Genomic DNA, 20,739 nt, shown 5'->3' with positions numbered 1-20,739 from the left:
GACTCTATCCCGATCTGTCTTTACTCGGCGCCGCGCGCTGGGACGCCCGGGTCCGCACGAAGGTGTGAGAACCCGGGCGTTGCCGGGTGCTGTCAGCGAGGACTCTTGACCGCCAGCAGCGACTGGTACGCGGGCTTCGGCGCCAGGCTCTCATCGAGCAGGCACGCCGAGCCCTGCCCCTCGAACCACCCCGGCACCCACGAGTGCCGATCGGTGTAGCCCCAGACGGTCAGCTCGTGGCAGGCCTTGACGCTGAGGCAGTCGGTGAGCGCCCGGCTGTAGTACTGGGCCTGGGTGGCCAGCTTCTCCGGCGTCACGGGCAGCTCCATGCGCACGTCGAGTTCGGTGACCGCGACCTCCAGGCCCAGGCCGGCGAAGCGGCGCATGACGTTCGCCCAGTCGCCCGGGTAGTCGTACTGGATCCCGAGGTGGCCCTGGAACCCGGCCCCGTCGATCGGCACGCCCTGCGCCTGGAGGTCCTTGATCAGGGCCAGCGTGGTCTCGATCTTGGGCGCGTTCCATTCCAGGTTGTAGTCGTTGATGAAGAGCTTGGCGTGCGGGTCCGCGCGGCGCGCCCAGCGGAAGGCGTCGGCGATGTAACCGGGGCCGAGGTGGGTGAGCCAGATGCTCTGCCGCATCGTGCCGTCCTCCTCCACGACCTCGTTGACCACGTCCCAGGCCCTGATCTTGCCCTTGTAGCGGCGTACCTGGGTGGTGATGTGGTCGCGCAGGATGCTCCTCAGCTCGGCGTTGCCGATCGTGCCGTCCGCGACGCCAGTGGTCAGCCAGGCGGGGAGCTGGTTGTGCCAGACGAGGGTGTGGCCGCGTACCTGCTGGTGGTTGCGGCGGGCGTTGTCCACGAGCGTGTCGGCGTCGGCCCAGGTGAACGTGCCCCGCTGCGGCTCCACGGACTCCCACTTCATCGCGTTCTCCGCGGTGACGTGGCTGAACTCGCGGTTGAGCACCTTGCGGTAGTCGGACTCGGCGCGCAGGGCGGCGATGTCCACGGCCGAGCCGATCTTGATCCCGGTCTGCTGCGCCAGTTGCCGCAGGTCCCGCGGGGGGCGCGGGTGGGCGTACGCGGGCAGGGGGGTGGCGAGGATGAGCGCGAGGGCGATGATCAGTGGCTTCACCGAATGACCTCCGAAAGCCGTGGGGGGCGACGCTTCCGAAAATTTCGGAAATGTGTCGATAATTTCACCGGCTCCGGAACCGTAAGCGCTGGGCGTCCCTTCGTCAACCTTCCGGAGAGCGGTCTCCGGAGGCCCGCCCCTGGGTCAGATGAGCACCAGGATCGCCACGCCGAGCGTGAGGTCGAGCACCGCGCAGAACTCGGCCATCGACCGCGTCACCACCTTGTCCGCCCGCCACACGATGACGTCCAGCGTGGCGTGCCCGATCAGGGCGGCGGCGACGAGATAGCCGCCGACGGCGGGGGAGAGGGACACCGCGAGCAGCGCCGCGCCGCCGAACAGCACCATGGCGGGCAACTGCGCGGCGGTCAGCCGGGAGCGCTTCATCACCCCGTCGACCAGGGCGACGAGGGCAACTGAGACCGCGCCGCCCACCAGCCCAGGCCACGGATCCAGGTCGAACAACCGCAGCAGCGTCACCGCCACCACCGACGCGCCGAACAGCAGCCACACCACCCCCGGCCTGCCGACCACCGCCGTGGCGAGGTAGATGAGCGCCGCCAGGAACACGATGACCGCCTGCCCGCGGCCGTCCCCCAGGTCCAGGGCGCTCTGGGCGGCGACGGCCAGCCCGCACCAGGTGGGCCAGCGGTGGGCGACGGTGATCGGGAGGCGCCGTGCCAGGGACCGCGGGGCGGAAGAAATGTCAGCCATGACCCTGACTCTGGCCCGCCGCCCCGCCCGGCCCGAGGCCCTGCGCCCGGGAGGTCCAGAATCCTGGGCGCCCTGTCCGATCACACCGGATCGAGCGCCCGGCAGCGGGCCGCAAACCCTTCAGGCCGCGTGCGTCCGGACGGCGGACTTGCGCCAGACCTTGAACAGGCGTCTGGCGGAGCCGCCTACCGGGCCGACCGCCTCGTACAGGACCTTGCGTGAGACGGGCTCGGCCGTGTCCACGGCGGTGACGGCGTCGTCGGCGGAGGTGATCGTGTGCGTGCAGACGCTCAGCAGGTAGCCGGGGATCTGCAGGGCCGGGTCCGTGCAGCCCACCAGGGGGACGCCCACCGCGGCGACGACGGGGAAGACGGTCCCGGGGATGCCGATCGCGGCCTGCGCCCGAGCCGACGCCTGGACCGAGGCGACGGAGCTGATCTCGTACTGTTCCCAGAGGGCGCGGTTCTCGCGCGGGTGCAGCCCGACCAGGATGTGCTTGCCGGCCGCCGCGAGCCGTTCCGCCGCGGCGAGCAGCAGTTCGGTGCCGGGCGCCGACCCGCCGCTCTCGTCGGACTTGGTCACGCTGGTCAGCACCAGTACGGTGTCCGCCTCGGGAGCGCGCCTGGGCAGGTCGTCGGTCTGCGGCGTGCCCACGACCTCGATCCGCCGCCGGCCCGTGCCCAGGTAGTCGTCGAACACCGCGGCCTCGGCCGGCGACGACGCGGTGATCGCCCGCAACCTCCCCCTGAACTCCTTCGCCCGCGGCGCCTCGGAAGGCAACTGGTAGGCCAGCGAACTCGCCACCAGAGGCAGGCGGCGCAACCGCGCGGCGCACTCGGCTGGCCAGTCCCCGGCGCCCGTCACCACGAGCAGGTCGGCCTCCTTGATCTCGTCAAGGAGCGCGACCGGCACCGGATCGCCCGGCTTGATCCCCGACCGGTCGGGCACGAGCTGCACGACCTCCCAGCCCAGACGGCGCGCCTCGGGCAACAGCGGCGCGGCGTGGTAGGTGCCCCAAGGCTCGTTCGTGGCGATCAGCACGCGAGGCGTCCGCCTGCCCGCCCGCCTGCCCGTCTGTACGCCGGCCTGGGCAGGGGCGCCGCCGAGCACGGTGAGCCCGGCCCCGGCCAGCGCGCCGGTGAGCAGGGATCGCCGCGAAAAACCCTCAGTCCTCACAAGGGACCTGTCATTGAATGCCATGAGGTAGCAACCTATGGGGTCGTTTGGGCTTGATTGTGAACGTAGCCCGGCCTTCAGACGAACGAGCCCGCCTCAGGTGAAGTCCGGCGCATGATCGCGAGCCCACTGCCCGAAGGTGCGGGCGGGCTCGCCGGTGACCTTCTCGACGGTGTCCGTGAGCAGCGCGGGCCGGTCGGCGGAGGCGGCGGACTCGCGGATCACGGCCTCGGCGACCTCCGGCGAGGTCCAGGCGATGAGCTCCGCGCGATACTCCTCCAGGTCCTGCACAGCGACCCGCACCGGCCGGCGGACGGCCTGCCCGATCAGCTCGGCCTGCCGCCGACGGCTGATCGCCTCCGGCCCGGTCAGTACGTATCGCGCGCCCTCGTGCCCAGGCTCCGTCAGGGCGCGCAGGGCGACCGAAGCGATGTCGGCCTCGTGGACGGGCGCCGATCGCAGGTCGGGGAACGGATCCAGGACCACCCCCTCGGCCCGTACCGACGGCGCCCACTGCAGGCAGTTGGTGGCGAATCCGCCGGGCCGCAGGAACGTCCAGGCCAGGCCGGAACCCGCCACCGCCCGTTCGGCGGCGCCGTGCATGCGGGAGATCTCGTCGGCCGAGCCGGGATCGGCCGACAGGGCGGACAGCAGGACGACGTGCTCGACCCCGGCCGCCGCGGCGCTGGTGGCGAAGGCGTCGAGGCCGCGTGGTTCGGCGTACAGGAAGATCTTGGTGATGCCTTCGAGGGCCGCGCGGAACGTGGCGGGGTCGGCGAGGTCGCAGCGCACCGCCCGGACCCCGGCGGGCAGGCGGGCCGCGTCCGGGTTCCGGCCGGCGGCGCGTACGGGCGTGCCCGCGGCGAGGCACTGCTGGATGAGGCTGCGCGCGATGTGCCCCCGCGCGCCGGTGATCAGGATGGACATGTGACCAGGCTGGCCGTGCGCCGGGTGCGCCGGGTAGGCACCGCCCGGCCTGGGACTCGCAGTACCAGTCCCGGGAGCGGCCGTCCTGGAGGTGTCGAAGCGATACCCGGCGGTCCTGGAAGTGATGAAGCGGTACCAGTCCCGGGCGTCGGTCATCATGGAGGTGATGAACAGGCGGGAATTGGGCGGTTTTCTGCGGAGCAGGCGCGAGCGGGTGACGCCGGAGGAGGCGGGGCTGGCCCGGGGCGTGCGCCGCCAGACGCCGGGGTTGCGCCGCGAGGAGGTCGCGCTGCTGGCGGGGATCTCGGTCGACTACTACGTACGGCTGGAGCAGGGGCGCGGGCCGCAGCCGTCGCGGCAGGTGCTCGCGGCGCTGGCCCGTACGCTGCGGCTGACCGGCGACGAGCAGGACTACCTGCTGCGGGTCGGCGGCCAGCTCCCGGTGCGCACCGACCAATCACCCGAGGTGCCCGCGAACGCGCTGCGCCTCCTCGACCGCCTCGACGAGGCCCCGGCCATGGTCGTCAACGCCTGCTGGGACCTCCTGGCCTGGAACCGGATGCTGGTCGCCCTCATCGGCGACCCGGCGGCCAGGCCGGGCAAGGAGCGCAACACGTTGCGCTGGCTCTTCGGCGGCTCGCGCGGCCACCTGCCCGACAACCACGCCGAACTGGGCCGCCAGGCCGTCGCCGACCTCCGGGCCGCCGGCCGCTATCCGGACGACCCGCAGGTGCGCCGGATCGTGGAGGAGCTGACGGCGTCCAGCCCGCGCTTCGCCGAGCTGTGGGCGGCACGCGAGATCGAGGTCCAGCGGACGGTGACCAAGCGCATGGTGCACCCTGAGGTGGGCGAGATCGACCTCGACTGCGAGATCCTCTCCCTGCCCGGCGGCGGCCACCGTCTCATCCTCTACACCGCCGCCCCGGGAACCACCTCCCGCCACGCCCTCGACCGGCTGCGCGCCTTCGCCTGAACGCGCCCCGAGCCCGGTTGTGGCTGGTGTGCGGGCGGGTGCCCCCAGTTCCCGCCCGCACGATCGTGGGTCGTCAGGCGACGACGAGGGATTCGGCCCTGAACTCGCGACCGGCCACGATCTCGGAGACGAAACCGTCGGGGCCGACGGGGCGGTCGCCGATCAGGGTGACGCGGTGCAGGGTGCGCTGGACGTCGAGGTGGTCGAGGTCCAGCGGGGCCAGGTGGGCGGTGGCCCGGTTGTCCCAGAAGGCGATGCTGCCGGGCTGCCAGCGGAAGCGGACGGTGTACTCGGGGCGGGTGATCTGCTCGTACAGCAGGTCCAGGACGCGGCGGCTCTCGGGGGCGGAGAGCCCGACGATGTGGTCGGTGAAGCCGGGGTTGACGAACAGGGCGCGCTCGCCGGTCTCCGGGTGCACGCGCACCACCGGATGGACGGAGACCAGCAGGTTGTCGTTGATCCGCTTGACGAGCTTGCCGTCCTCCTCCTCGCCCGCGGCCTGGTAGCCGGCGAGGAAGCGGTGCTCGGCGCGCAGGCCGTCCACGAAGGCCCGCAGCGGCGCGGACAGGCCCTCGTACGCGGCGACGAGGTTGGTCCACTGGGTGTCGCCGCCGAACTCCGGCACGGTCTCGGCCCGCAGGATCGAGGCGGCCGGCGGGTTGACGGCGGCGGTGACGTCGGTGTGCCAGCCGGAGTTGTAGGAGTAGCGCCGCTTGCGCTGCCTGTCGCGGTAGCCGGAGCCGTAGCGCGCCTCGTATTTGCGCGGGTCGATGGTGAGGATCTGCGGGTGCTCCTCCGGCGGGGCGTCCTCGTGCGGGTGGGCGTGGGTGAGGTCGCCGAACTGGCGGGCGAAGGCGATCTGCCCGCCGTGGTCGAGGAGCTGGCCACGGAAGAAGACGACCTTGTGGGTGAGCAGGGCCTGGCGGATCTCGGCGACGGTGGAGGGGTCGAGGGGGTGGGCGAGGTCGATGCCGACGATCTCGGCGCCGATGTGCCCGGCGACGCGCTTGACGGTCAGAACGTTGTTCGTGGGCATGCTGAAGCGCTCCTGAGAAAGGTGGAGTGTGAGAAGGGGAGACGGGGAGCGGGACCCGGAGGTCACCGCTTGGCACAGAGCGCGCTCGCCTGCCGTCTGAGGTCGACGTGGAGGCGGGCCACCAGAAGCTCGCAGCTCTTCACAGCCCTGATCCTCCGCGAGATTCCCGACACATGCAATAGGGAATCGAGAAATACATGTATATCCAGTAGGAAATGTTGACTTTAGGGAGGGGCGCTCGTAGGTTCATGGTCATGGGCCACTATCTGACCCGCCGCCCGCACGTGGACCACGGTCACGTCGCCAGCGCGCAATGTCGCTGATCACGAAATCTCGCCGCCATCCGCTGCGGTGGCCGGCCGCGGTGGCGCGCCTCCAGCCCCACCGTCCCGGGATCGACGACGGCGCGGGCGCTCATCGAGGCGTCCCACCCCGGGCCGAGTGTCCGGGAGAGCGCCGACCCGCTGATCGCCGGGCTGTTCGCCAGGGGCGAGTGCCGGGAGGCGTACGGGCTGCTCGATGTCCACCTCCCTGACCGCCGGCTGGTCACCAGGACCGGCGCCGTGCACGCCCGCCGGTTCGCCCTGGGCCCCTGGACCACGGGGGGCGCGGCCGAGTTCGACGGTCCCGGCAGCACCGCGCCGCTGCTGCGGGAGGCCGACGCGCTGGCCCCGCATCGTGCTGCTCCAGGCCGCCGGCGCCCGGCTGCACGCCGCGGCGTGAACAGAACGCTGACGCCGATGGCCTGGCGGTCTCCCCGAGCGCGACCGCCAGGCCCGAGCCGTGCCTGCGAGCAGGTCAGGCGACCGCCCGCAGCGGAAAAGGGAGATCCCTTCAGAAGAGGCCGTTCAGCGGAGGTTGCGCGCCGGTGAGGTGGTAGGCGCCGACGACGGCGGCCTTCCAGGCGCGCGGGTTGTGGTTGGCGACGGTCCTGGCGTTGCGCCAGTGCCGGTCGAGGTTGTGCCGGCGGGCCACCGCGGAGCCGCCGCCCACGTCGAACAGCAGCTCGGCGGCCTTCAACGCCGCCTCGACGGCGACGAACTGCGCCTGGGCCGCCTCGACGGCCGCCTCGGTGAGCAGGCCGGGTGACAACTCCCCGGCCCAGGCCCGGTCGATGGCGGCGGCGGCGCGCAGCACGGCTGCCTCGGCCGCGTAGGCGCGGCTGGAGATCTCGCCGACCGCGTGCCGCACGTACGGATCGTCCACGGAGCGCTCGGCGCCGCTGTGCTCGATCGGGCGGGCCCGCTCACGGGTGAAGGCCACCGCGTCCGCGAGCGCCGCCCGGGCGATCCCGGCCTCGACGGCGCCCAGGTAGAGCTGCATGTACGCGCTGACAGGCGACCGTCCGGCAGCCGCCGGCCGCTTGACGTACTCCTCGGGCAGCACCTTGACACCGCTCAGCCGGGTCGTGCCGCTCGCGGTGAGCCGCTGCCCGATGCCGTCGAAGTCGTCGAGCAGCTCCAGCCCCTCGCGATCGCGTGGCAGGGTGAAGAACACCCGCTCGCCGTCGTCGTCCACGGCGACCGCGCTGACCCAGTCGGCGTAGAGGGCGCCGGTGCTGTAGTACTTGGTGCCGTTCACCGTGCCGTCCCGCCCGATGCGGGTGCGCACGGCGCCGCTCGGGCCGCCTCGCTCCCAGCCCGCGTTGCCGAAGACGTCCCCGGCCAGGTAGCGGGGGAACCAGCGTTCCCGCTCCGCCTCGGAGGCGTTGAGCAGGTGCTCGACCCTGCCGAAGCTGGGGCGTACCGCCTGGGCGATGTTGGAGTCGGCGGCGGCCAGGTCGATGAGGAAGGCGAAGACGTCCGCCACGCTGGAGCCCGCGCCGCCGTGCGCGGCGGGAATCCTGAAGGTGAACAGCCCCGCGGCGGCCAGGGCGCGGATCTGCGCCCGCGGGAGCTCGCGGACGAGCTCCCGCTCCGCAGCCCCGGCCGCCAGTTCTGGGAGGAGCTCGGCGGCACGCCGCCGCAGCTCCGTGAGGGTGGTCACTGGGCGCCCGCCGACGCGAACGGGATCGAGGCGGGCCCGGCCGCCGCGGGCTCGGCGGGGTGCTGCCACAGGCCCCGCTCCCGCAGGATGGGCAGGACGCCCTCGCCGAACCAGTACGCCTCCTCCAGGTGCGGATATCCGGACAGGACGAACTCGCTGAGCCCGAGCCGGTGGTACTCCTCGATGCGGTCGGCCACCTCGGCATGGCTGCCGACCAGCGCCGTGCCCGCCCCGCCGCGCACCAGCCCGACACCGGCCCACAGGTTGGGGTAGATCTCCAGGTCGTCGCTCTTGCCGCCGTGCAGGGCGAGCATGCGCTTCTGCCCCTCGGACTCGCTGCGCCCCAGCCCGGCCTGCACCTTCGAGACGGTGACCGGGTCGATGCCGTCGAGCAGCCTGCGCGCCTGGGCCCACGCCTGCTCGCTGGTGTCGCGGGAGATGACGTGCAGCCTGATGCCGTGCCTGAGCGTACGGCCCTCGGCGGCGGCCAGCCCGTTCACCCACGCGAGCTTCTCGGCCACCGCGTCCGGCGGCTCGCCCCACGTGAGGTAGGCGTCCACGTGCTTGGCCGCCACCCGTCCGGCGGCGGGGGAGGAGCCGCCGAAGTAGATGTCGGGCACCGGGTCCGGCAGCCGGTTGAGCCGGGCCTCCTCGACCTGGAGGTGCTCGCCGGTGAAGCTCACCGTCTTGCCCTCCCACAACGAGCGCACCACGTGCAGGAACTCGTCGGCACGCGCGTAACGGGCGTCCTTGTCCAGGAAGTCCCCGTACGCGCGCTGCTCGTGACTCTCACCCCCGGTCACCACGTTCAGCAGCAGCCGCTTGCGCGAGTGCCACTGGAACGTGGCCGCCATCTGCGCGGCCAGCATGGGGGAGAGCAGCCCGGGACGGAAGGCCACCAGGAACTTCAGCCGCTCGGTGGTGTCGGCCAGCATGGCGGTGGTCAGCCAGGCGTCCTCGCACCACGCGCCGGTGGGCGTCAGCGCGCCCTCGAAGCCGACCTGCTCGGCCGCCTGCACGATCTGCCGCAGGTAGGGCAGGGTGGCCGGGCGGGCCCCGCCGGCCGCGCCCGCGGGCAGCCCGTGCCCGCCGCCCACCACGTCACGGCTGTCGCCGTAGGTGGGCAGGAACCAGTGGAACGTCAGGGTCATCGTCGTCTCTCCTAGAGCAGGCCGTGCCGCGGCGGGAACTGGCCGTTGAGCACGTAGCGGCCGATGTGCTGGATCTTCCAGCGGGCCGGGTCGTGCAGGGTGTGGGTACGCGCGTTGCGCCAGTGGCGGTGCAGGTTGAGCCCGTGCAGGCTGGACCGGGTGCCGCCCAGCTCGAAGATCGCGTTGCCCAGCTCGACCGCCACGGGGTCGGCGAAGGCCTTGGCGGTGGCCACGGCGATCGAGGCGGCGGCGGCCGATTCGTCGGTCAGGTCGTCTCCAGTGGTGTGCAGGGCGGCGTCCACGGCGGTCGCCGCCGCGACGAGCAGCGCCTCGGCGGCCCGTACCTTGACGGCCAGCTCGCCGGCCCGCTGGATGACGAGCGGGTCGTCGCTCGCGCGCTCCTGACCGCTCTCGAACCAGGGCCTGGCCTTGGTCCGTACGAACGTGACGGCCTCCTCCAGGGCGCCCCCGGCGATGCCGACGTCGATGGCGGCGTGCAGGAGCTGCGCGAACGCGCCGTGGAGCTGCGGCCCGGTGAAGGTCAGGTGGTGCGGGACCACCCGGTCATCGGGCACGGCCACGTCCTCAAGCCGCACGGTGCCGCTGGCGGTGGTGCGCTGGCCCATGCCGTCCCAGTCGTCCTCGACGGTCACGCCGGGGGCGTCGCGCGGCACGTACGCCACGTGCAGCGTCTGGTCCTCCCGCCGCGCCAGGACGGGGATCCAGTGCGCGAACAGGGCGCCGGTGCTGTAGTGCTTGGTGCCGTTCAGCAGGAAGCCGCCTCCGGGGGCCGGGACCAGCGCGGTCCGGTAGTCCTGGACGTGCTTGGTGCCCGCCTCCGACTGCGCGTTGCCGAACCGCCTGCCGTTCAGGACCTCGCCGAAGAAGAACTTGTGCTGCTCGGGCGTGCCCTGCTGCTTGAGCACGTTGACGTAGACGAAGTGGCTCTGCGGGATCTGCGCGATGTTGGGGTCGGCGGCGGCCAGCAGCCTGAACACCTCGGCGACCGTGCGCGCGCTCACGTCCGCGCCTCCGTGCGCGCGTGGCACGGTGATCGCGAGCAGGCCGCGGGCGGAGAGCCGGTCCAGCTCCGGTTCCGGCAGGCGGCGCTCCGCGTCGCGGGCCGCCGCCTCCGCCGCGAATTCGCCGGCCAGCTCGCGGGCCGTCGCGAGCGCTTCGGCGTCGTCGGCGATCACGTGGGTCATGTTGTTTCGTCCGTTCTGCGTGTTACGTTATGGTTCACCGTAATCCCTGCAATGCAGGTAGGCAATACCTGTTAAGGACCCCCATGCTCACCCGCTCGAAACTGCTGCTGGTCACCGCCCTGATCGCGGCGACGCTGACCGCCTGCGGCTCGGACACCGCCGCCGCCCCCGCCGCCGGCAGTGGCACGCCCACGTCCGGAGGCACGCTCGTGCTCGGCGAGAACGGCGACGAGCCCACGTGCCTCGACCCTCACCAGCTGTCCACCACCAACACCACGGTCGTCGACCGGCCGATCTTCGACTCGCTGCTGTGGCAGGACGCCGAGGGCACGCTGAAGCCCTGGCTGGCCTCGGCCTGGAAGGTCTCGGACGACGGCCTGACCTACACCTTCACCCTGCGGGAGGGCGTGCGGTTCCACGACGGATCGGCCTGGAACGCCGAGGCGCTGAAGCTCAACCTCGAGCACATGCGCGACCCGGCCACCAAGTCGCCGCTGGCCGCCGCCTACATCGCCCCGTACAAGGACAGCGAGGTCGTGGACGAGCACACCCTTGAGGTGCGCCTGAGCTCGCCCTACTCGGCCTTCCTCAACGTGCTCGCGCAGTCGTACCTGGCCATGATCTCGCCCAAGCAGCTCGAGGAGGACCCCAAGAGCGTCTGCGAGCACCCGGTCGGCTCGGGGCCGTTCGTGTTCGGCACGTGGACCAAGGGCCAGAGCATCACCTACCGCAAGAACCCCGGCTACGCCTGGGGCCCGTCAGGGCGCGACGGGCCCGCGTACCTGGACGGCCTGGAGATCCGGTTCCTGCCCGAGGACGCGACCCGCTACAACGCGCTGCTCGCCGAGGAGGTGGACGTGATCGACAACACCCCGCCGGCCAGCGTCGAGGACGTCAAGGCCAACCCCGACCTCGCCTTCACCAGCGTCGACCGGCCGGGACACCCGTTCTCGGTGTGGCTCAACACCGGCCGCGCCCCCTTCGGCGACCAGAAGGTGCGCCAGGCGATCACGCTCGCCGTGGACCGCCAGGCGATCATCGACAGCGTCTCCTTCGGCCAGTGGAAGGTCGCCACCGGCTTCCTCACCCCCTCCACCCCCGACCACGCCCAGGGCGGCGGCATCGCCCACGACCCGGCCAAGGCGGCCACGCTGCTGGACGAGGCCGGCTGGACGGCCAAGGACAAGGACGGCATCCGCGTCAAGGACGGCAAGCGCCTGACCGCCGTCGCCCTGGACACGGGCGTGAACCCGCAGAACACGCAGATCCTGGTCCAGGCCCAGGCCGCCGCCGCCAAGGCCGGCATCGAGATCAAGATCGAGAACGTCACCGCGACGGTCTCCGCCGACCGCACGGCCAAGGGCGACTTCGACCTCTCCGTCGGCATCTGGACCACGAACACGGCGGACGTGCTCTGGATCCAGTACTCCTCCAAGAACATCACCACCGACGAACGGCGCGGCCAGAACTCCACCAGGCTCTCCGACGACCGGCTCGACAAGCTCTTCGAGCAGGCCAGGGCGACCACGGACGCCGCGGAACGCGCCGCGATCTACGGCAGGGCGCAGGCGCGGCTGATCGACCTCGCGCCCGCCATCCCGCTCTACGACCGGCCCAGCCTCGTCTCCGCCAAGACGAGCGTGCACGGGCTGACCTGGGACCACGCCTACGGCGCGGTCACCTTCCACGACACCTGGGTGAGCTGACATGACCAAGACACTCGCCATCCTCCCTGTCATCCTCACCGGCCTCCTCCTGCTCGCCGGCTGCGGTGGCACCGCCGCGGGCTCCGGCGGCGCCACCGGAGCCCCCAAGCGGGGCGGCACGCTGGTGCTGGGGGAGAACGGGCAGGAGCCGACCTGCCTCGACCCGCACGGCAACTCCAGCTCCGACGGCCCGGTGACGACGGTCCCGGTGTCCGACTCGCTGGTGTGGTTCGACGCGGACGGCACGATCAAGCCGTGGCTGGCCGACAGCTGGCAGGTCTCCGACGACGGGCTGACCTACACCTTCAAGCTCCGCCAGGGCGTGAAATTTCATGACGGGGCGGCCTGGAACGCCGAGGCGCTGAAGGTCAACTTCGAGCACATGAAGGACCCGGCGACCAAGTCGCCGCTGGCGGCGGCCTACATCGCGCCGTACAAGGACGCCAAGGTCATCGACGAGCACACGCTGGAAGTGCGCCTGTCGTCGCCGTACTCGCCCTTCCTCGACATCCTCGCCCAGGGCTACCTCGGCATGATCTCCCCCAAGCAGATCAAGGAGTCCCCGCAGAGCATCTGCGAGCACCCGATCGGCTCGGGCCCGTTCGTCCTGGACAAGTGGACCAAGGGACAGAGCGTCACCTACCACCGCAACCCCGACTACAACTGGGGCCCGGCGAGCGCCAAGCACACCGGCCCCGCCTACCTGGAGCGGCTGGAGATCCGCTTCCTCACCGAGGACGCCACCCGCTACAACGCCCTCGCCGCCGGCGAGGCAGACGCCATCGACTTCACCCCGCCGCAGAACGTCTCCGACGTCAAGGCCAACCCCGACCTCGGCTTCCTCACCGCGATCAGGCCGGGGCACCCGATGGCGTTCTGGCTGAACACCTCGCGGGCGCCCTTCGACGACGTCAAGGTACGCCGGGCGCTGCTGGCCGCCGTGGACCGCGACTCGATCATCAAGGGCATCTCCTTCGGCGAGTACCAGGTCGCCCAGGGCTTCGTCACCTCCTCCACCCCCGGCTACGCCAAGGGCCTGGCGGGCACCATCGCCCACGACCCGGCGGCGGCGGACAAGCTGCTGGACGAGGCCGGGTGGACGGCCAGGGACAAGGACGGCATCCGGCTCAAGGACGGCAGGCGGCTCACCGCGTACTTCCCGATCGCCGCGAACTTCCCCGCCCAGCGCATGCAGATCGCCGTGCAGACCCAGGCCGCCGCCAGGAAGATCGGCCTCGACATCCAGCTCCAGACCCCGCCCGAGCAGGAGCTCAGCGACCGCTCGATCAAGGGCGACTACGACCTGACCTCCGGCCTGTGGGCCACCAACACGGCCGACGTGTTGTGGATCCAGTACTCCTCCAAGAACATCACCACCGACGAACGACGCGGCCAGAACGTCGCCCGCCTGTCCGACGGCAAGCTCGACGACCTGCTGGAGAAGGCCAGGCGCTCCACCGGCCAGGCCGAGCGGACCGAGCTGTACAACCAGGCGCAGGCCAGGCTGCTGGAGCTGGTCCCCGCGATCCCCTTCTACGACGACCCGCGCCCGGTCGCCTACCAGAAGAAGGTCCGCGACCTGTCCTTCACCCCCGCCTACCCCTCGCCGTACTTCTACGACACCTGGCTGGACGAATGACGACGCTCAAGTTCATCGGATGGCGCCTGCTGGCCGGGGTCGGCGTGTTGTGGGGTGCGGCGACCCTGACCTTCCTGGTGGTGCACTTCACCCCCGGCGACCCGGCCGAGGCCGTCGTCGGGGGTGAGGGCGCCGCCCCAACCCCGGAGGTGCTCGCCCAGGTCAGAGCCGAGTACGGCCTCGACCAGCCCTGGTACGAGCAGTACGCCACCCACCTGTGGCGCATCGCCCACGGCGACTTCGGCACCTCCTACCGGCTGCACACCCCGGTCACCCAGGCCATCGGGGAGCAGGCCGCCGCCACGATCGAGCTGGCGCTGGCCGCCGCCGTCACGGGCCTGGCCCTGGCGATCGCCGTCGCGCTGGCCACCGCCAAACGCCGCCGCTGGCTGCGCGGCCTGGCCTCGGCGGCGGAGCTGGTGGCGGCCTCGACGCCGACGTTCTGGCTGGGCATCGTGCTGCTGACCGTCTTCTCCTTCGGGCTGCGGCTGTTCCCCGCGACCGGCAGCCACGGGCCCGCCTCGCTGGTGCTGCCCGCCCTCTGCCTGGCGCTGCCGATCGCGGGCGTGCTCGGCCACGTGCTGCGGGAGGCGCTGGAGGAGGTGCTGGACGAGCCGTTCATCGTCAGCGCCCGAGCCCGCGGCCTGGCCGACACGACCGTACGGCTGCGGCACGCGCTCAGGCACGCCCTGACCCCGCTCGTCACGATGACCGGCTTCTGGGTGGGCGCCCTGCTCGGCGGCGCCGTCGTCACCGAGACGCTCTTCACCCGCCAGGGCATCGGCCGCCTGCTGGTCTCGGCCGTCAACGCCAAGGACCTGCCGGTCGTGCTCGGCGTGGTCCTGCTGTCCGCCCTGGTCTACGTGCTGGTCAACCTCCTGGTGGACCTGCTCTACCTGGCCATCGACCCCCGGCTGAAGGAGGTCGTGTGAAGCGCCTCGGTCTCGTCCTCGCCGCCGCCGTCCTGGCGGCCCTGGTGCTGGCCGCGCTGGCGCCGCACCTGTTCGCCGGGCAGGACCCGCTGGCCGTGGACAGCGGGCAGACGCTGCGGCCGCCGAGCGCCGAGCACCTGCTGGGCACCGACGAGAACGGCAGGGACGTGCTGGCCCGCATCGTGCACGGCACCCGGACCTCGCTGCTGCTCGGCTTCGGCGCGATCGCCGTCGCGCTGGTCTGCGGCGGGCTGCTGGGCATCGCCGCCGGGCTGGGCAACCGGCTCGTCGAGAACGTCATCATGCGCCTGTCGGACATCGGGCTGGCCTTCCCCGAACTGCTGCTGGCCCTGGTGGTCATCACCGTCGCGGGCGGCGGCACCGGCAACGCCATGCTGGCCATCGGCGTGGCCAACATCCCGAACTACGCCCGCCTCGTACGCGCCCAGACCCTGGCCATCCGCAGGTCGAGCTACGTCGAGGCGGCGTACGCGCTGGGCCTGTCCGCGCCGCGCGTGATCCTGCGGCACGTGCTGCCGAACGCGGTCAAGCCGGTGCTCATCCTGGCCACCATCGGAGTCGGCACCGCCCTGGTGGCGGGCTCCGCGCTGAGCTTCCTCGGGCTCGGCACGCCGCCGCCGGAGCCCGAGTGGGGCTCCATGTTGTCCACCGCCCGCAACTTCATCTCGCGGGCCTGGTGGTACGGCGTCTTCCCGGGCGCCGCGATCACGCTGACGGTGATCAGCGTGACCGTGGTCGGCCGGGCGCTCAGATTGCGATCGGAAGGGAGGACCTGGTGAGCGTGGTGAAAGTGGACGATCTGCGCGTCGCCTTCGGCACGACGCAGGTCGTGCACGGGGTGTCGTTCGAGATCGGCGCGGGGGAGTGCCTGGCCCTGGTCGGGGAGTCGGGGTCGGGCAAGAGCGTCACCGCCCGCACCCTGGTCGGCCTCACCGGCGACGGCGCCCGCGTGCGCGCCGAGGGGCTGAGCTTCGCCGGGCAGGACCTGACCGCGCTGCGTGAGCGCGGCTGGCGGCGGCTGCGCGGCGGCCGGATCGGGTTCGTGCTCCAGGACGCCCTGGTGTCGCTGGACCCGCTGCGCAAGGTCGGCAAGGAGATCGAGGAGGTGCTGGCCGCCCACACCGGCCTGTCAGGATCGGCCCGCCGGGCCCGGGTGGCCGAGCTGCTCATCGCGGCCGGAGTGCCGGATCCCGAGCTGCGGGCCGGGCAGCTCCCGCACGAGCTGTCCGGCGGGCTGCGGCAGCGGGCGCTGATCGCCACCGCGCTGGCCGCCGACCCCGAGCTGGTCATCGCCGACGAGCCCACCACGGCCCTGGACGTCACGATCCAGGCGCAGGTCCTCGACCTGCTGGCCGGGATCAAGGAGCAGGGCCGGTCGCTGCTGGTGATCAGCCACGACCTGGCGGTGGTCGCCCGGCTGGCCGACCGGGTGGCGGTGATGAAGGACGGCAGGATCGTCGAGCAGGGCCCCACCGCGCGGGTGCTGAGCGAGCCTGCCCATGAGTACACCAAGCAGTTGCTCCGGGCGATCCCGGCCGAGCACACCAAGGGCACCCGCCTCTCGGACGCCCGGCCGGCCGGCCCCCGCCGCGAACCCGGCGAGGTCGTGGTCAGGGCCGAGGGGATCGGCAGGTCCTTCGGCGGGCGGGCCGCCGTCGAGGAGGTGTCGTTCACGCTGCGCGCGGCCGAGACGCTCGGGATCGTGGGTGAGTCCGGCTCGGGCAAGACCACGACGGCCAGGATCGCGCTCGGGCTGACCCGGCCCGACACCGGGACCGTGGAGGTGCACGGACGCGCCTGGACCGGGCGCGACCGGGACCTGCGGCGCGACGTCCAGGTGATCTACCAGGACACCCTGGCCTCCTTCGACCCCCGCTACACCGTGGCCAAGGTGCTCGCCGAGGCCCTCGCCGTGGCGGGCGTGCCCCGGCAGCGGCGACGGGAGCGCTCCGTCGAGCTGCTGGAACTGGTCGGGCTCGGGGCCGAGCACCTCGCCCGGCGCCCGCTGCGGTTGTCCGGCGGGCAGCGGCAGCGGGTGGCCATCGCGCGGGCGCTGGCCCCCGAGCCCTCGGTGATCGTGTGCGACGAGCCGGTGTCGGCGCTCGACGTGTCGGTCCAGGCGCAGGTGCTCGACCTGCTGGAGGACGTGCAGCGGGAGACAGGGGTGGCCTACCTGTTCATCTCGCACGACCTGGGCGTGGTGCACCACCTGTGCGATCGGGTCCTGGTGATGAAGGACGGACGCGTGGTCGAGGAGGGGCCGGTCGGGACCGTCTTCCTGGAGCCCGCGCATCCGTACACGAAGGAACTGGTGGCGGCGGTCCCGAGATTGGCGGCGGCGTGACATGGCGCATGTGATCAAGACCGATGAGGAGGCCGTCGAGGTCGCCCGCGAGCTGGCCCGCGGCTTCGCCGAGGGCGCGGCCCGCCGCGACGCCGAGCGGATCCTGCCGGTGGCCGAGATCGCGGCGCTGTCCGGGAGCGGGCTGCTCGGCATCACCGTCCCGGCCGCGCACGGCGGCGCGGGCGTGCGCACCGCGACGCTCGGCGCCGTCATCAGGGAGTTGTCGGCCGCCGACGGCAGCATCGGGCAGATCCCGCAGAACCACTTCTGGTACGTGGACTCCCTGCGCGAGCACGGCACCCCCGCCCAGCAGGAGTTCTTCTACGCCGAGGTGCTGGCGGGCAGGCAGCTCGGCAACGCCGCCGTGGACGCCCGCGGCCAGGACGGCGCCCGCGAGCGCGCCCGGCTGCGCCCGCACGAGGACGGCTACCTGATCTCGGGCCGCAAGGTCTACTCGACCGGCGCGCTGTTCGCCCATTGGATCCCCGTGACGGCCCTCGCAGACGAGGACGGTGACGCCTACCGGGTCGCGTTCGTGCCGAGACAGACCCCCGGCCTGACCGTCGTGGACGACTGGGACGGCTTCGGGCAGCGTACGACGGCCTCCGGCACCGTCCTGCTCGACGACGTGTTCGTGCCGGCCGGCCACGTGATGCCGGTCCGCCGCGACGACCTCAGCACCTTCCGCAGCTTCGGCCTGCTCATCCACGCCGCCATCGACACCGGCATCGCGGAGGGCGCCCTGGCCGAGGCCGCCGCCTTCCTGCGCGGCTACACCAAGGGCGGCTGGCCGGGCAACCAGCCAGAGAAGGTCGTCGAGGACCCCGTCGTCGTGCAGCGCTTCGGCGAGCTGGCCGTGCTGACCAGGGCCGCCAGGGCGCTGCTGGAGAGCGCGGGCGACGCCGTGGACCGGGCCCGCGCCGCCGCGCCGGAGGAGTTCGAGCGGCTCGCGGGCGAGGCGGCCGTCGCCATGGCCGCCGCCCGCGCCCAGGCCGACCGGGCCGCCAACCGGGTGAGCGGCGAATGGTTCGAGCTGGCCGGGGCCAGCGCCGTACGCGATCCGCTCGCCCTGGACCGGCACTGGCGCAACGCCCGCACCCACACCGTCCACGACCCGCGGCGGGCCAAGGTGCACGACGTCGGCAACTACCACCTCAACGGCATCGCCCCCAGGAGTTTCCCCCGATGAGCCGCATCATCCACTTCAACCTGTTCGAGATGAACTGCGTCGGCCACATCCAGCACGGCCTGTGGACCCATCCGGCCAACAACCGCCACCGCTACACCGACCTGGAGTACTGGACGGACCTGGCCAGGCTGCTGGAGCGCGGCCTGTTCGACGCCGTCTTCCTGGCCGACGTCGTCGGGGCCTACGACCGCTACCGGGGCGGGCCCGAGAGCGCGATCCGCGAGGCCGTGCAGATCCCCGCGAACGACCCGCTGCTCGTGGTGCCCGCCATGGCCGCCGTGACCAGGCATCTGGGCTTCGCGGTGACCTTCTCCACCACCTACGAGCCGCCGTTCGCGCACGCCCGCCGCATGTCCACCCTCGACCACCTGACCAAGGGCCGGGTGGCCTGGAACGTCGTCACCTCCTACCTGCGCAGCGCGGCCCGCAACTTCGGCCTGGACGACGAGATCGAGCACGACCTGCGTTACGAGATCGCCGAGGAGTACCTGGAGGTCCTGTACAAGTTGTGGGAGGGCAGCTGGGAGGACGGCGCCGTGCTGCGCGACCGCGAGCGCAACGTCTACACCGACCCGGCCAAGGTGCACGCCATCGACCACGTGGGCAAACACTTCAGGGTCGCCGGGCCGCACCTGTCGGAGCCGTCGCCGCAGCGCACCCCGGTCATCTACCAGGCGGGCAACTCCGAGCGCGGCAAGGACTTCGCGGCCAGGCACGCCGAGGCGGTCTTCACCGGGGGGTCGTCGCTGGAGGCGCTGCGCGAGGACATCGCCGACACCCGCCGCCGGGCCGCGGCGCACGGCCGCGACCCCGGGCACATCACGTTCTTCCCCGGCGCGTCCGTCATCGTCGCCCGCACCCAGCGGGAGGTGGCGGCCAAGGTCGCCGACCTGCAGGCGCACATCAGGCCGGAGGGCTTCCTGGCGCAGCGGGGCAGCGGCATCGACCTGGCCGCGTACGAGCCGGACGAGCTGATCGACGATATCGTGGCCCGCGGCGGCGACTTCACCGAGCGGGCCGTGCGCCCGCTGGTCGGCCGGGGCCTGCGGGTGCGCGACGTGCTCGACTCCATCGGCCGGATCGGGAAGGGCCCGTTCTTCGTGGCGGGCACGCCGGGGCACGTCGCGGACGAGATCGAGCGCTGGGCCGACGAGACCGGCGCGACGGGGTTCAACCTCATGCAGTACCTGTCGCCGGGCACGGCCGAGGACTTCATCGACCTGGTCGTGCCGGAGCTGCAACGGCGGGGCCGCTACCGCACCGAGTACGACGACACGACCCTGCGCGAGCGCCTGCTCGGCCCCGGCGTCAACCGCCTGCCCGCCACCCACCCCGGCGCCGCCTACCGCCGCACCTGATCGCGGGCCTGGTCACCGGCCTGGTCGCTGGCCTGGTCGCGGGCCTTCCACGGCGCCTGGTAGGCCCACTGCCAGGCCAGCTCCAGCGGCCCGCGATCGAAGCGGCGCAACCACAACGAGGACAACACCATGAACAGCAGGCAGATCCCGGCCCACGCCACCGGCACCCACCAGGGCCGCAGCCCGTCGAGCCGGCCGGCCAGCCCCAGGCCCCAGTCGTAACACAGCACGCTGGCGGCCAGGTTCTGGAAGACGTAGCAGGACAGCGCCGTGCGGCCGACGCCGGTGATCCCCCGGCGCAGCACGCCCGGCGCGCCCCGCATGCCGAGCACGACGGAGGTGACCAACGCCAGCAGCCCCAGCGCGACCAGCGGCGCCGCGAGGTAGCGGTCCACCATGAACCAGTCCGGGCCCGCGAAGGAGGTGGCCAGGTTCAGCGGCACGCCCAGGCCGAGCCCGGCGGCCATCAGCCGCCCCCGCAGCTTTGCGCCGCGTTCGTCGAAGACCCCGGCGCGCATCAGACGGGCGCCGAGCAGGAACAGCACGATGCCCATGGGCACGATGAAGACCAGTTCGCTGCGGAACAGCGCGACGTTCTCCAGGCGGAAGGCCACCTGGTCGAGCCAGCCCCGGGGCGGCGCGGGGAGCGCCGTGACGCCGCCCTGCCCGGTCGTGAGGGCCAGGGTGATCAGCCCCACCACGGCCAGGTGCAGGGTGCCCACCGCGATCATCCACGCGGTGGTCGCGCGTTCGCTCCTGCCTATCAGGTACGCCACGATCACGGAGGTGATCGCGTACCCCATCAGCACGTCGAACTCGAAGACCAGCACGTAGTGCAGGACGCCCTCCGCGAACAGCAGCGCCGCCCGCCACAGATAGCGTCCTGGCCAGCGCAGGCCCCTGCGCGCCGCGCTGCGGTACTGCAGTTCGAGCCCGACGCCGAACAGCAGCGTCAGCAGGCCGAGGAACTTACCGTTGGACAGGAACCGCAGGAAGGTCTCCACCCCGCCGGCGCCGTCACCGAACTGGAGGAACTCCAAGGCGCCGCCAGGGGAGGTGAAGATCCAGATGTTCGTGCCGAGCGTGCCCATGATGGCCACCCCGCGCAGCACGTCGAGTGCGTCGATACGTCTGCTCACACGTTCAACTCTGCTGGCGCGCGGGCCCGCCGGAATCGTCCCGCGGAGCGAAAAGCGCCGTACATCGATTGATGGATGGGCATACGTCTTTGGTCACGGCACTCATGGCG

At 72.1% G+C, this 20,739-nt stretch carries 19 protein-coding genes; 8 read left to right on the top strand and 11 right to left on the bottom strand.

Translation table 11 applies throughout. The annotated features are described in order from the left end of the window. Positions 1-92: 92 nt before the first annotated feature. The 4 genes from ACFPZ3_RS21410 to ACFPZ3_RS21395 all read right to left on the bottom strand — a co-directional run bounded on the left by ACFPZ3_RS21410 (position 93) and on the right by ACFPZ3_RS21395 (position 3,950). Positions 93-1,133 carry an endo-1,4-beta-xylanase gene (locus ACFPZ3_RS21410; RefSeq protein ID WP_379515947.1) on the bottom strand — a complete coding sequence of 347 codons (1,041 nt, stop codon included), beginning with the start codon at positions 1,131-1,133 and terminating at the stop codon, positions 93-95. 144 nt (positions 1,134-1,277) lie between these two features. Further along, a complete protein-coding gene (locus ACFPZ3_RS21405) occupies positions 1,278-1,847 on the bottom strand; it encodes a hypothetical protein (protein ID WP_379515946.1) in 570 nt (189 codons plus the stop codon). 120 nt (positions 1,848-1,967) lie between these two features. Beyond that, positions 1,968-3,023: a hypothetical protein gene (locus ACFPZ3_RS21400; protein ID WP_379515945.1), complete on the bottom strand. Its 1,056-nt coding sequence runs from the start codon at positions 3,021-3,023 to the stop codon at positions 1,968-1,970. Between the two features lie 96 nt (positions 3,024-3,119). Beyond that, positions 3,120-3,950: an NAD(P)H-binding protein gene (locus ACFPZ3_RS21395; RefSeq protein ID WP_379515944.1), complete on the bottom strand. Its 831-nt coding sequence runs from the start codon at positions 3,948-3,950 to the stop codon at positions 3,120-3,122. A gap of 166 nt (positions 3,951-4,116) precedes the next feature. On the opposite strand from ACFPZ3_RS21395, the gene ACFPZ3_RS21390 reads away from it, so the two are divergent. Then, a complete protein-coding gene (locus ACFPZ3_RS21390) occupies positions 4,117-4,923 on the top strand; it encodes a helix-turn-helix transcriptional regulator (protein ID WP_379515943.1) in 807 nt (268 codons plus the stop codon). A 73-nt stretch (positions 4,924-4,996) separates the two neighbouring features. Here ACFPZ3_RS21390 and ACFPZ3_RS21385 read toward each other — a convergent pair whose 3' ends face one another. The 6 genes from ACFPZ3_RS21385 to ACFPZ3_RS21360 all read right to left on the bottom strand — a co-directional run bounded on the left by ACFPZ3_RS21385 (position 4,997) and on the right by ACFPZ3_RS21360 (position 10,301). Continuing rightward, positions 4,997-5,959, bottom strand: a complete 963-nt coding sequence (locus ACFPZ3_RS21385) for a TauD/TfdA dioxygenase family protein (protein WP_379515942.1) — start codon at positions 5,957-5,959, stop codon at positions 4,997-4,999. 62 nt (positions 5,960-6,021) lie between these two features. Then, on the bottom strand, positions 6,022-6,102 hold the full coding sequence (locus ACFPZ3_RS21380) for a putative leader peptide (protein ID WP_379516058.1): 81 nt from the start codon (positions 6,100-6,102) through the stop codon (positions 6,022-6,024). A 152-nt stretch (positions 6,103-6,254) separates the two neighbouring features. Next, positions 6,255-6,596 (bottom strand): hypothetical protein, encoded by a 342-nt coding sequence (locus ACFPZ3_RS21375; protein WP_379515941.1) that lies wholly within the window; start codon positions 6,594-6,596, stop codon positions 6,255-6,257. Positions 6,597-6,793: 197 nt separating this feature from the next. After that, the gene (locus ACFPZ3_RS21370) at positions 6,794-7,945 is read right to left on the bottom strand and encodes an acyl-CoA dehydrogenase family protein (RefSeq protein WP_379515940.1); all 1,152 of its coding nucleotides are present in this window, start codon (positions 7,943-7,945) and stop codon (positions 6,794-6,796) included. Beyond that, positions 7,942-9,096 carry an LLM class flavin-dependent oxidoreductase gene (locus ACFPZ3_RS21365; RefSeq protein WP_379515939.1) on the bottom strand — a complete coding sequence of 385 codons (1,155 nt, stop codon included), beginning with the start codon at positions 9,094-9,096 and terminating at the stop codon, positions 7,942-7,944. The genes ACFPZ3_RS21370 and ACFPZ3_RS21365 overlap by 4 nt, the downstream gene beginning before the upstream one ends. Before the next feature lie 11 nt (positions 9,097-9,107). After that, positions 9,108-10,301, bottom strand: coding sequence for an SfnB family sulfur acquisition oxidoreductase (locus tag ACFPZ3_RS21360; protein WP_379515938.1), 1,194 nt, complete (start codon positions 10,299-10,301; stop codon positions 9,108-9,110). 83 nt (positions 10,302-10,384) lie between these two features. Between ACFPZ3_RS21360 and ACFPZ3_RS21355 the strand changes: the two genes are divergently transcribed. Genes ACFPZ3_RS21355 through ACFPZ3_RS21325 form a run of 7 tightly spaced genes read left to right on the top strand, consistent with a single transcriptional unit; the run spans position 10,385 to position 19,490 of the window. Further along, positions 10,385-12,007 carry an ABC transporter substrate-binding protein gene (locus tag ACFPZ3_RS21355; RefSeq protein WP_379515937.1) on the top strand — a complete coding sequence of 541 codons (1,623 nt, stop codon included), beginning with the start codon at positions 10,385-10,387 and terminating at the stop codon, positions 12,005-12,007. Position 12,008: 1 nt separating this feature from the next. Then, positions 12,009-13,646: an ABC transporter substrate-binding protein gene (locus tag ACFPZ3_RS21350; RefSeq protein ID WP_379515936.1), complete on the top strand. Its 1,638-nt coding sequence runs from the start codon at positions 12,009-12,011 to the stop codon at positions 13,644-13,646. After that, positions 13,643-14,578 carry an ABC transporter permease gene (locus ACFPZ3_RS21345; RefSeq protein ID WP_379515935.1) on the top strand — a complete coding sequence of 312 codons (936 nt, stop codon included), beginning with the start codon at positions 13,643-13,645 and terminating at the stop codon, positions 14,576-14,578. The genes ACFPZ3_RS21350 and ACFPZ3_RS21345 overlap by 4 nt, the downstream gene beginning before the upstream one ends. Beyond that, on the top strand, positions 14,575-15,378 hold the full coding sequence (locus ACFPZ3_RS21340; protein ID WP_379515934.1) for an ABC transporter permease: 804 nt from the start codon (positions 14,575-14,577) through the stop codon (positions 15,376-15,378). The genes ACFPZ3_RS21345 and ACFPZ3_RS21340 overlap by 4 nt, the downstream gene beginning before the upstream one ends. Beyond that, entirely contained in the window at positions 15,375-16,943 is a 1,569-nt protein-coding gene (locus tag ACFPZ3_RS21335; protein WP_379515933.1) for a dipeptide ABC transporter ATP-binding protein, read from the top strand. Before ACFPZ3_RS21340 ends, ACFPZ3_RS21335 begins: the two co-directional genes overlap by 4 nt. Before the next feature lies 1 nt (position 16,944). Continuing rightward, positions 16,945-18,132, top strand: coding sequence for an SfnB family sulfur acquisition oxidoreductase (locus ACFPZ3_RS21330; protein ID WP_379515932.1), 1,188 nt, complete (start codon positions 16,945-16,947; stop codon positions 18,130-18,132). Continuing rightward, positions 18,129-19,490, top strand: coding sequence for an LLM class flavin-dependent oxidoreductase (locus ACFPZ3_RS21325; protein WP_379515931.1), 1,362 nt, complete (start codon positions 18,129-18,131; stop codon positions 19,488-19,490). The genes ACFPZ3_RS21330 and ACFPZ3_RS21325 overlap by 4 nt, the downstream gene beginning before the upstream one ends. Here the strand turns inward: ACFPZ3_RS21325 and ACFPZ3_RS21320 are convergent. Beyond that, on the bottom strand, positions 19,475-20,629 hold the full coding sequence (locus ACFPZ3_RS21320) for a DUF418 domain-containing protein (RefSeq protein WP_379515930.1): 1,155 nt from the start codon (positions 20,627-20,629) through the stop codon (positions 19,475-19,477). The two genes, ACFPZ3_RS21325 and ACFPZ3_RS21320, sit on opposite strands and share 16 nt — an antisense overlap. Between the last annotated feature and the right edge of the window lie 110 nt (positions 20,630-20,739).

This window comes from Nonomuraea insulae (assembly GCF_042656245.1).
Note: the sequence above shows the minus strand (reverse complement) of the source record. Positions and strands in the feature narration are given on the sequence as shown.

Excerpts from the sequence above, each read along its gene's own strand:
- ACFPZ3_RS21405 (WP_379515946.1), bottom strand. The coding sequence starts at position 1,847 with ATGGCTGACATTTCTTCCGCCCCGCGGTCCCTGGCACGGCGCCTCCCG.
- ACFPZ3_RS21395 (WP_379515944.1), bottom strand. The coding sequence starts at position 3,950 with ATGTCCATCCTGATCACCGGCGCGCGGGGGCACATCGCGCGCAGCCTC.
- ACFPZ3_RS21390 (WP_379515943.1), top strand. The coding sequence starts at position 4,117 with ATGAACAGGCGGGAATTGGGCGGTTTTCTGCGGAGCAGGCGCGAGCGG.
- ACFPZ3_RS21385 (WP_379515942.1), bottom strand. The coding sequence starts at position 5,959 with ATGCCCACGAACAACGTTCTGACCGTCAAGCGCGTCGCCGGGCACATC.
- ACFPZ3_RS21365 (WP_379515939.1), bottom strand. The coding sequence starts at position 9,096 with ATGACCCTGACGTTCCACTGGTTCCTGCCCACCTACGGCGACAGCCGT.
- ACFPZ3_RS21360 (WP_379515938.1), bottom strand. The coding sequence starts at position 10,301 with ATGACCCACGTGATCGCCGACGACGCCGAAGCGCTCGCGACGGCCCGC.
- ACFPZ3_RS21355 (WP_379515937.1), top strand. The coding sequence starts at position 10,385 with ATGCTCACCCGCTCGAAACTGCTGCTGGTCACCGCCCTGATCGCGGCG.
- ACFPZ3_RS21350 (WP_379515936.1), top strand. The coding sequence starts at position 12,009 with ATGACCAAGACACTCGCCATCCTCCCTGTCATCCTCACCGGCCTCCTC.
- ACFPZ3_RS21345 (WP_379515935.1), top strand. The coding sequence starts at position 13,643 with ATGACGACGCTCAAGTTCATCGGATGGCGCCTGCTGGCCGGGGTCGGC.
- ACFPZ3_RS21330 (WP_379515932.1), top strand. The coding sequence starts at position 16,945 with ATGGCGCATGTGATCAAGACCGATGAGGAGGCCGTCGAGGTCGCCCGC.
- ACFPZ3_RS21325 (WP_379515931.1), top strand. The coding sequence starts at position 18,129 with ATGAGCCGCATCATCCACTTCAACCTGTTCGAGATGAACTGCGTCGGC.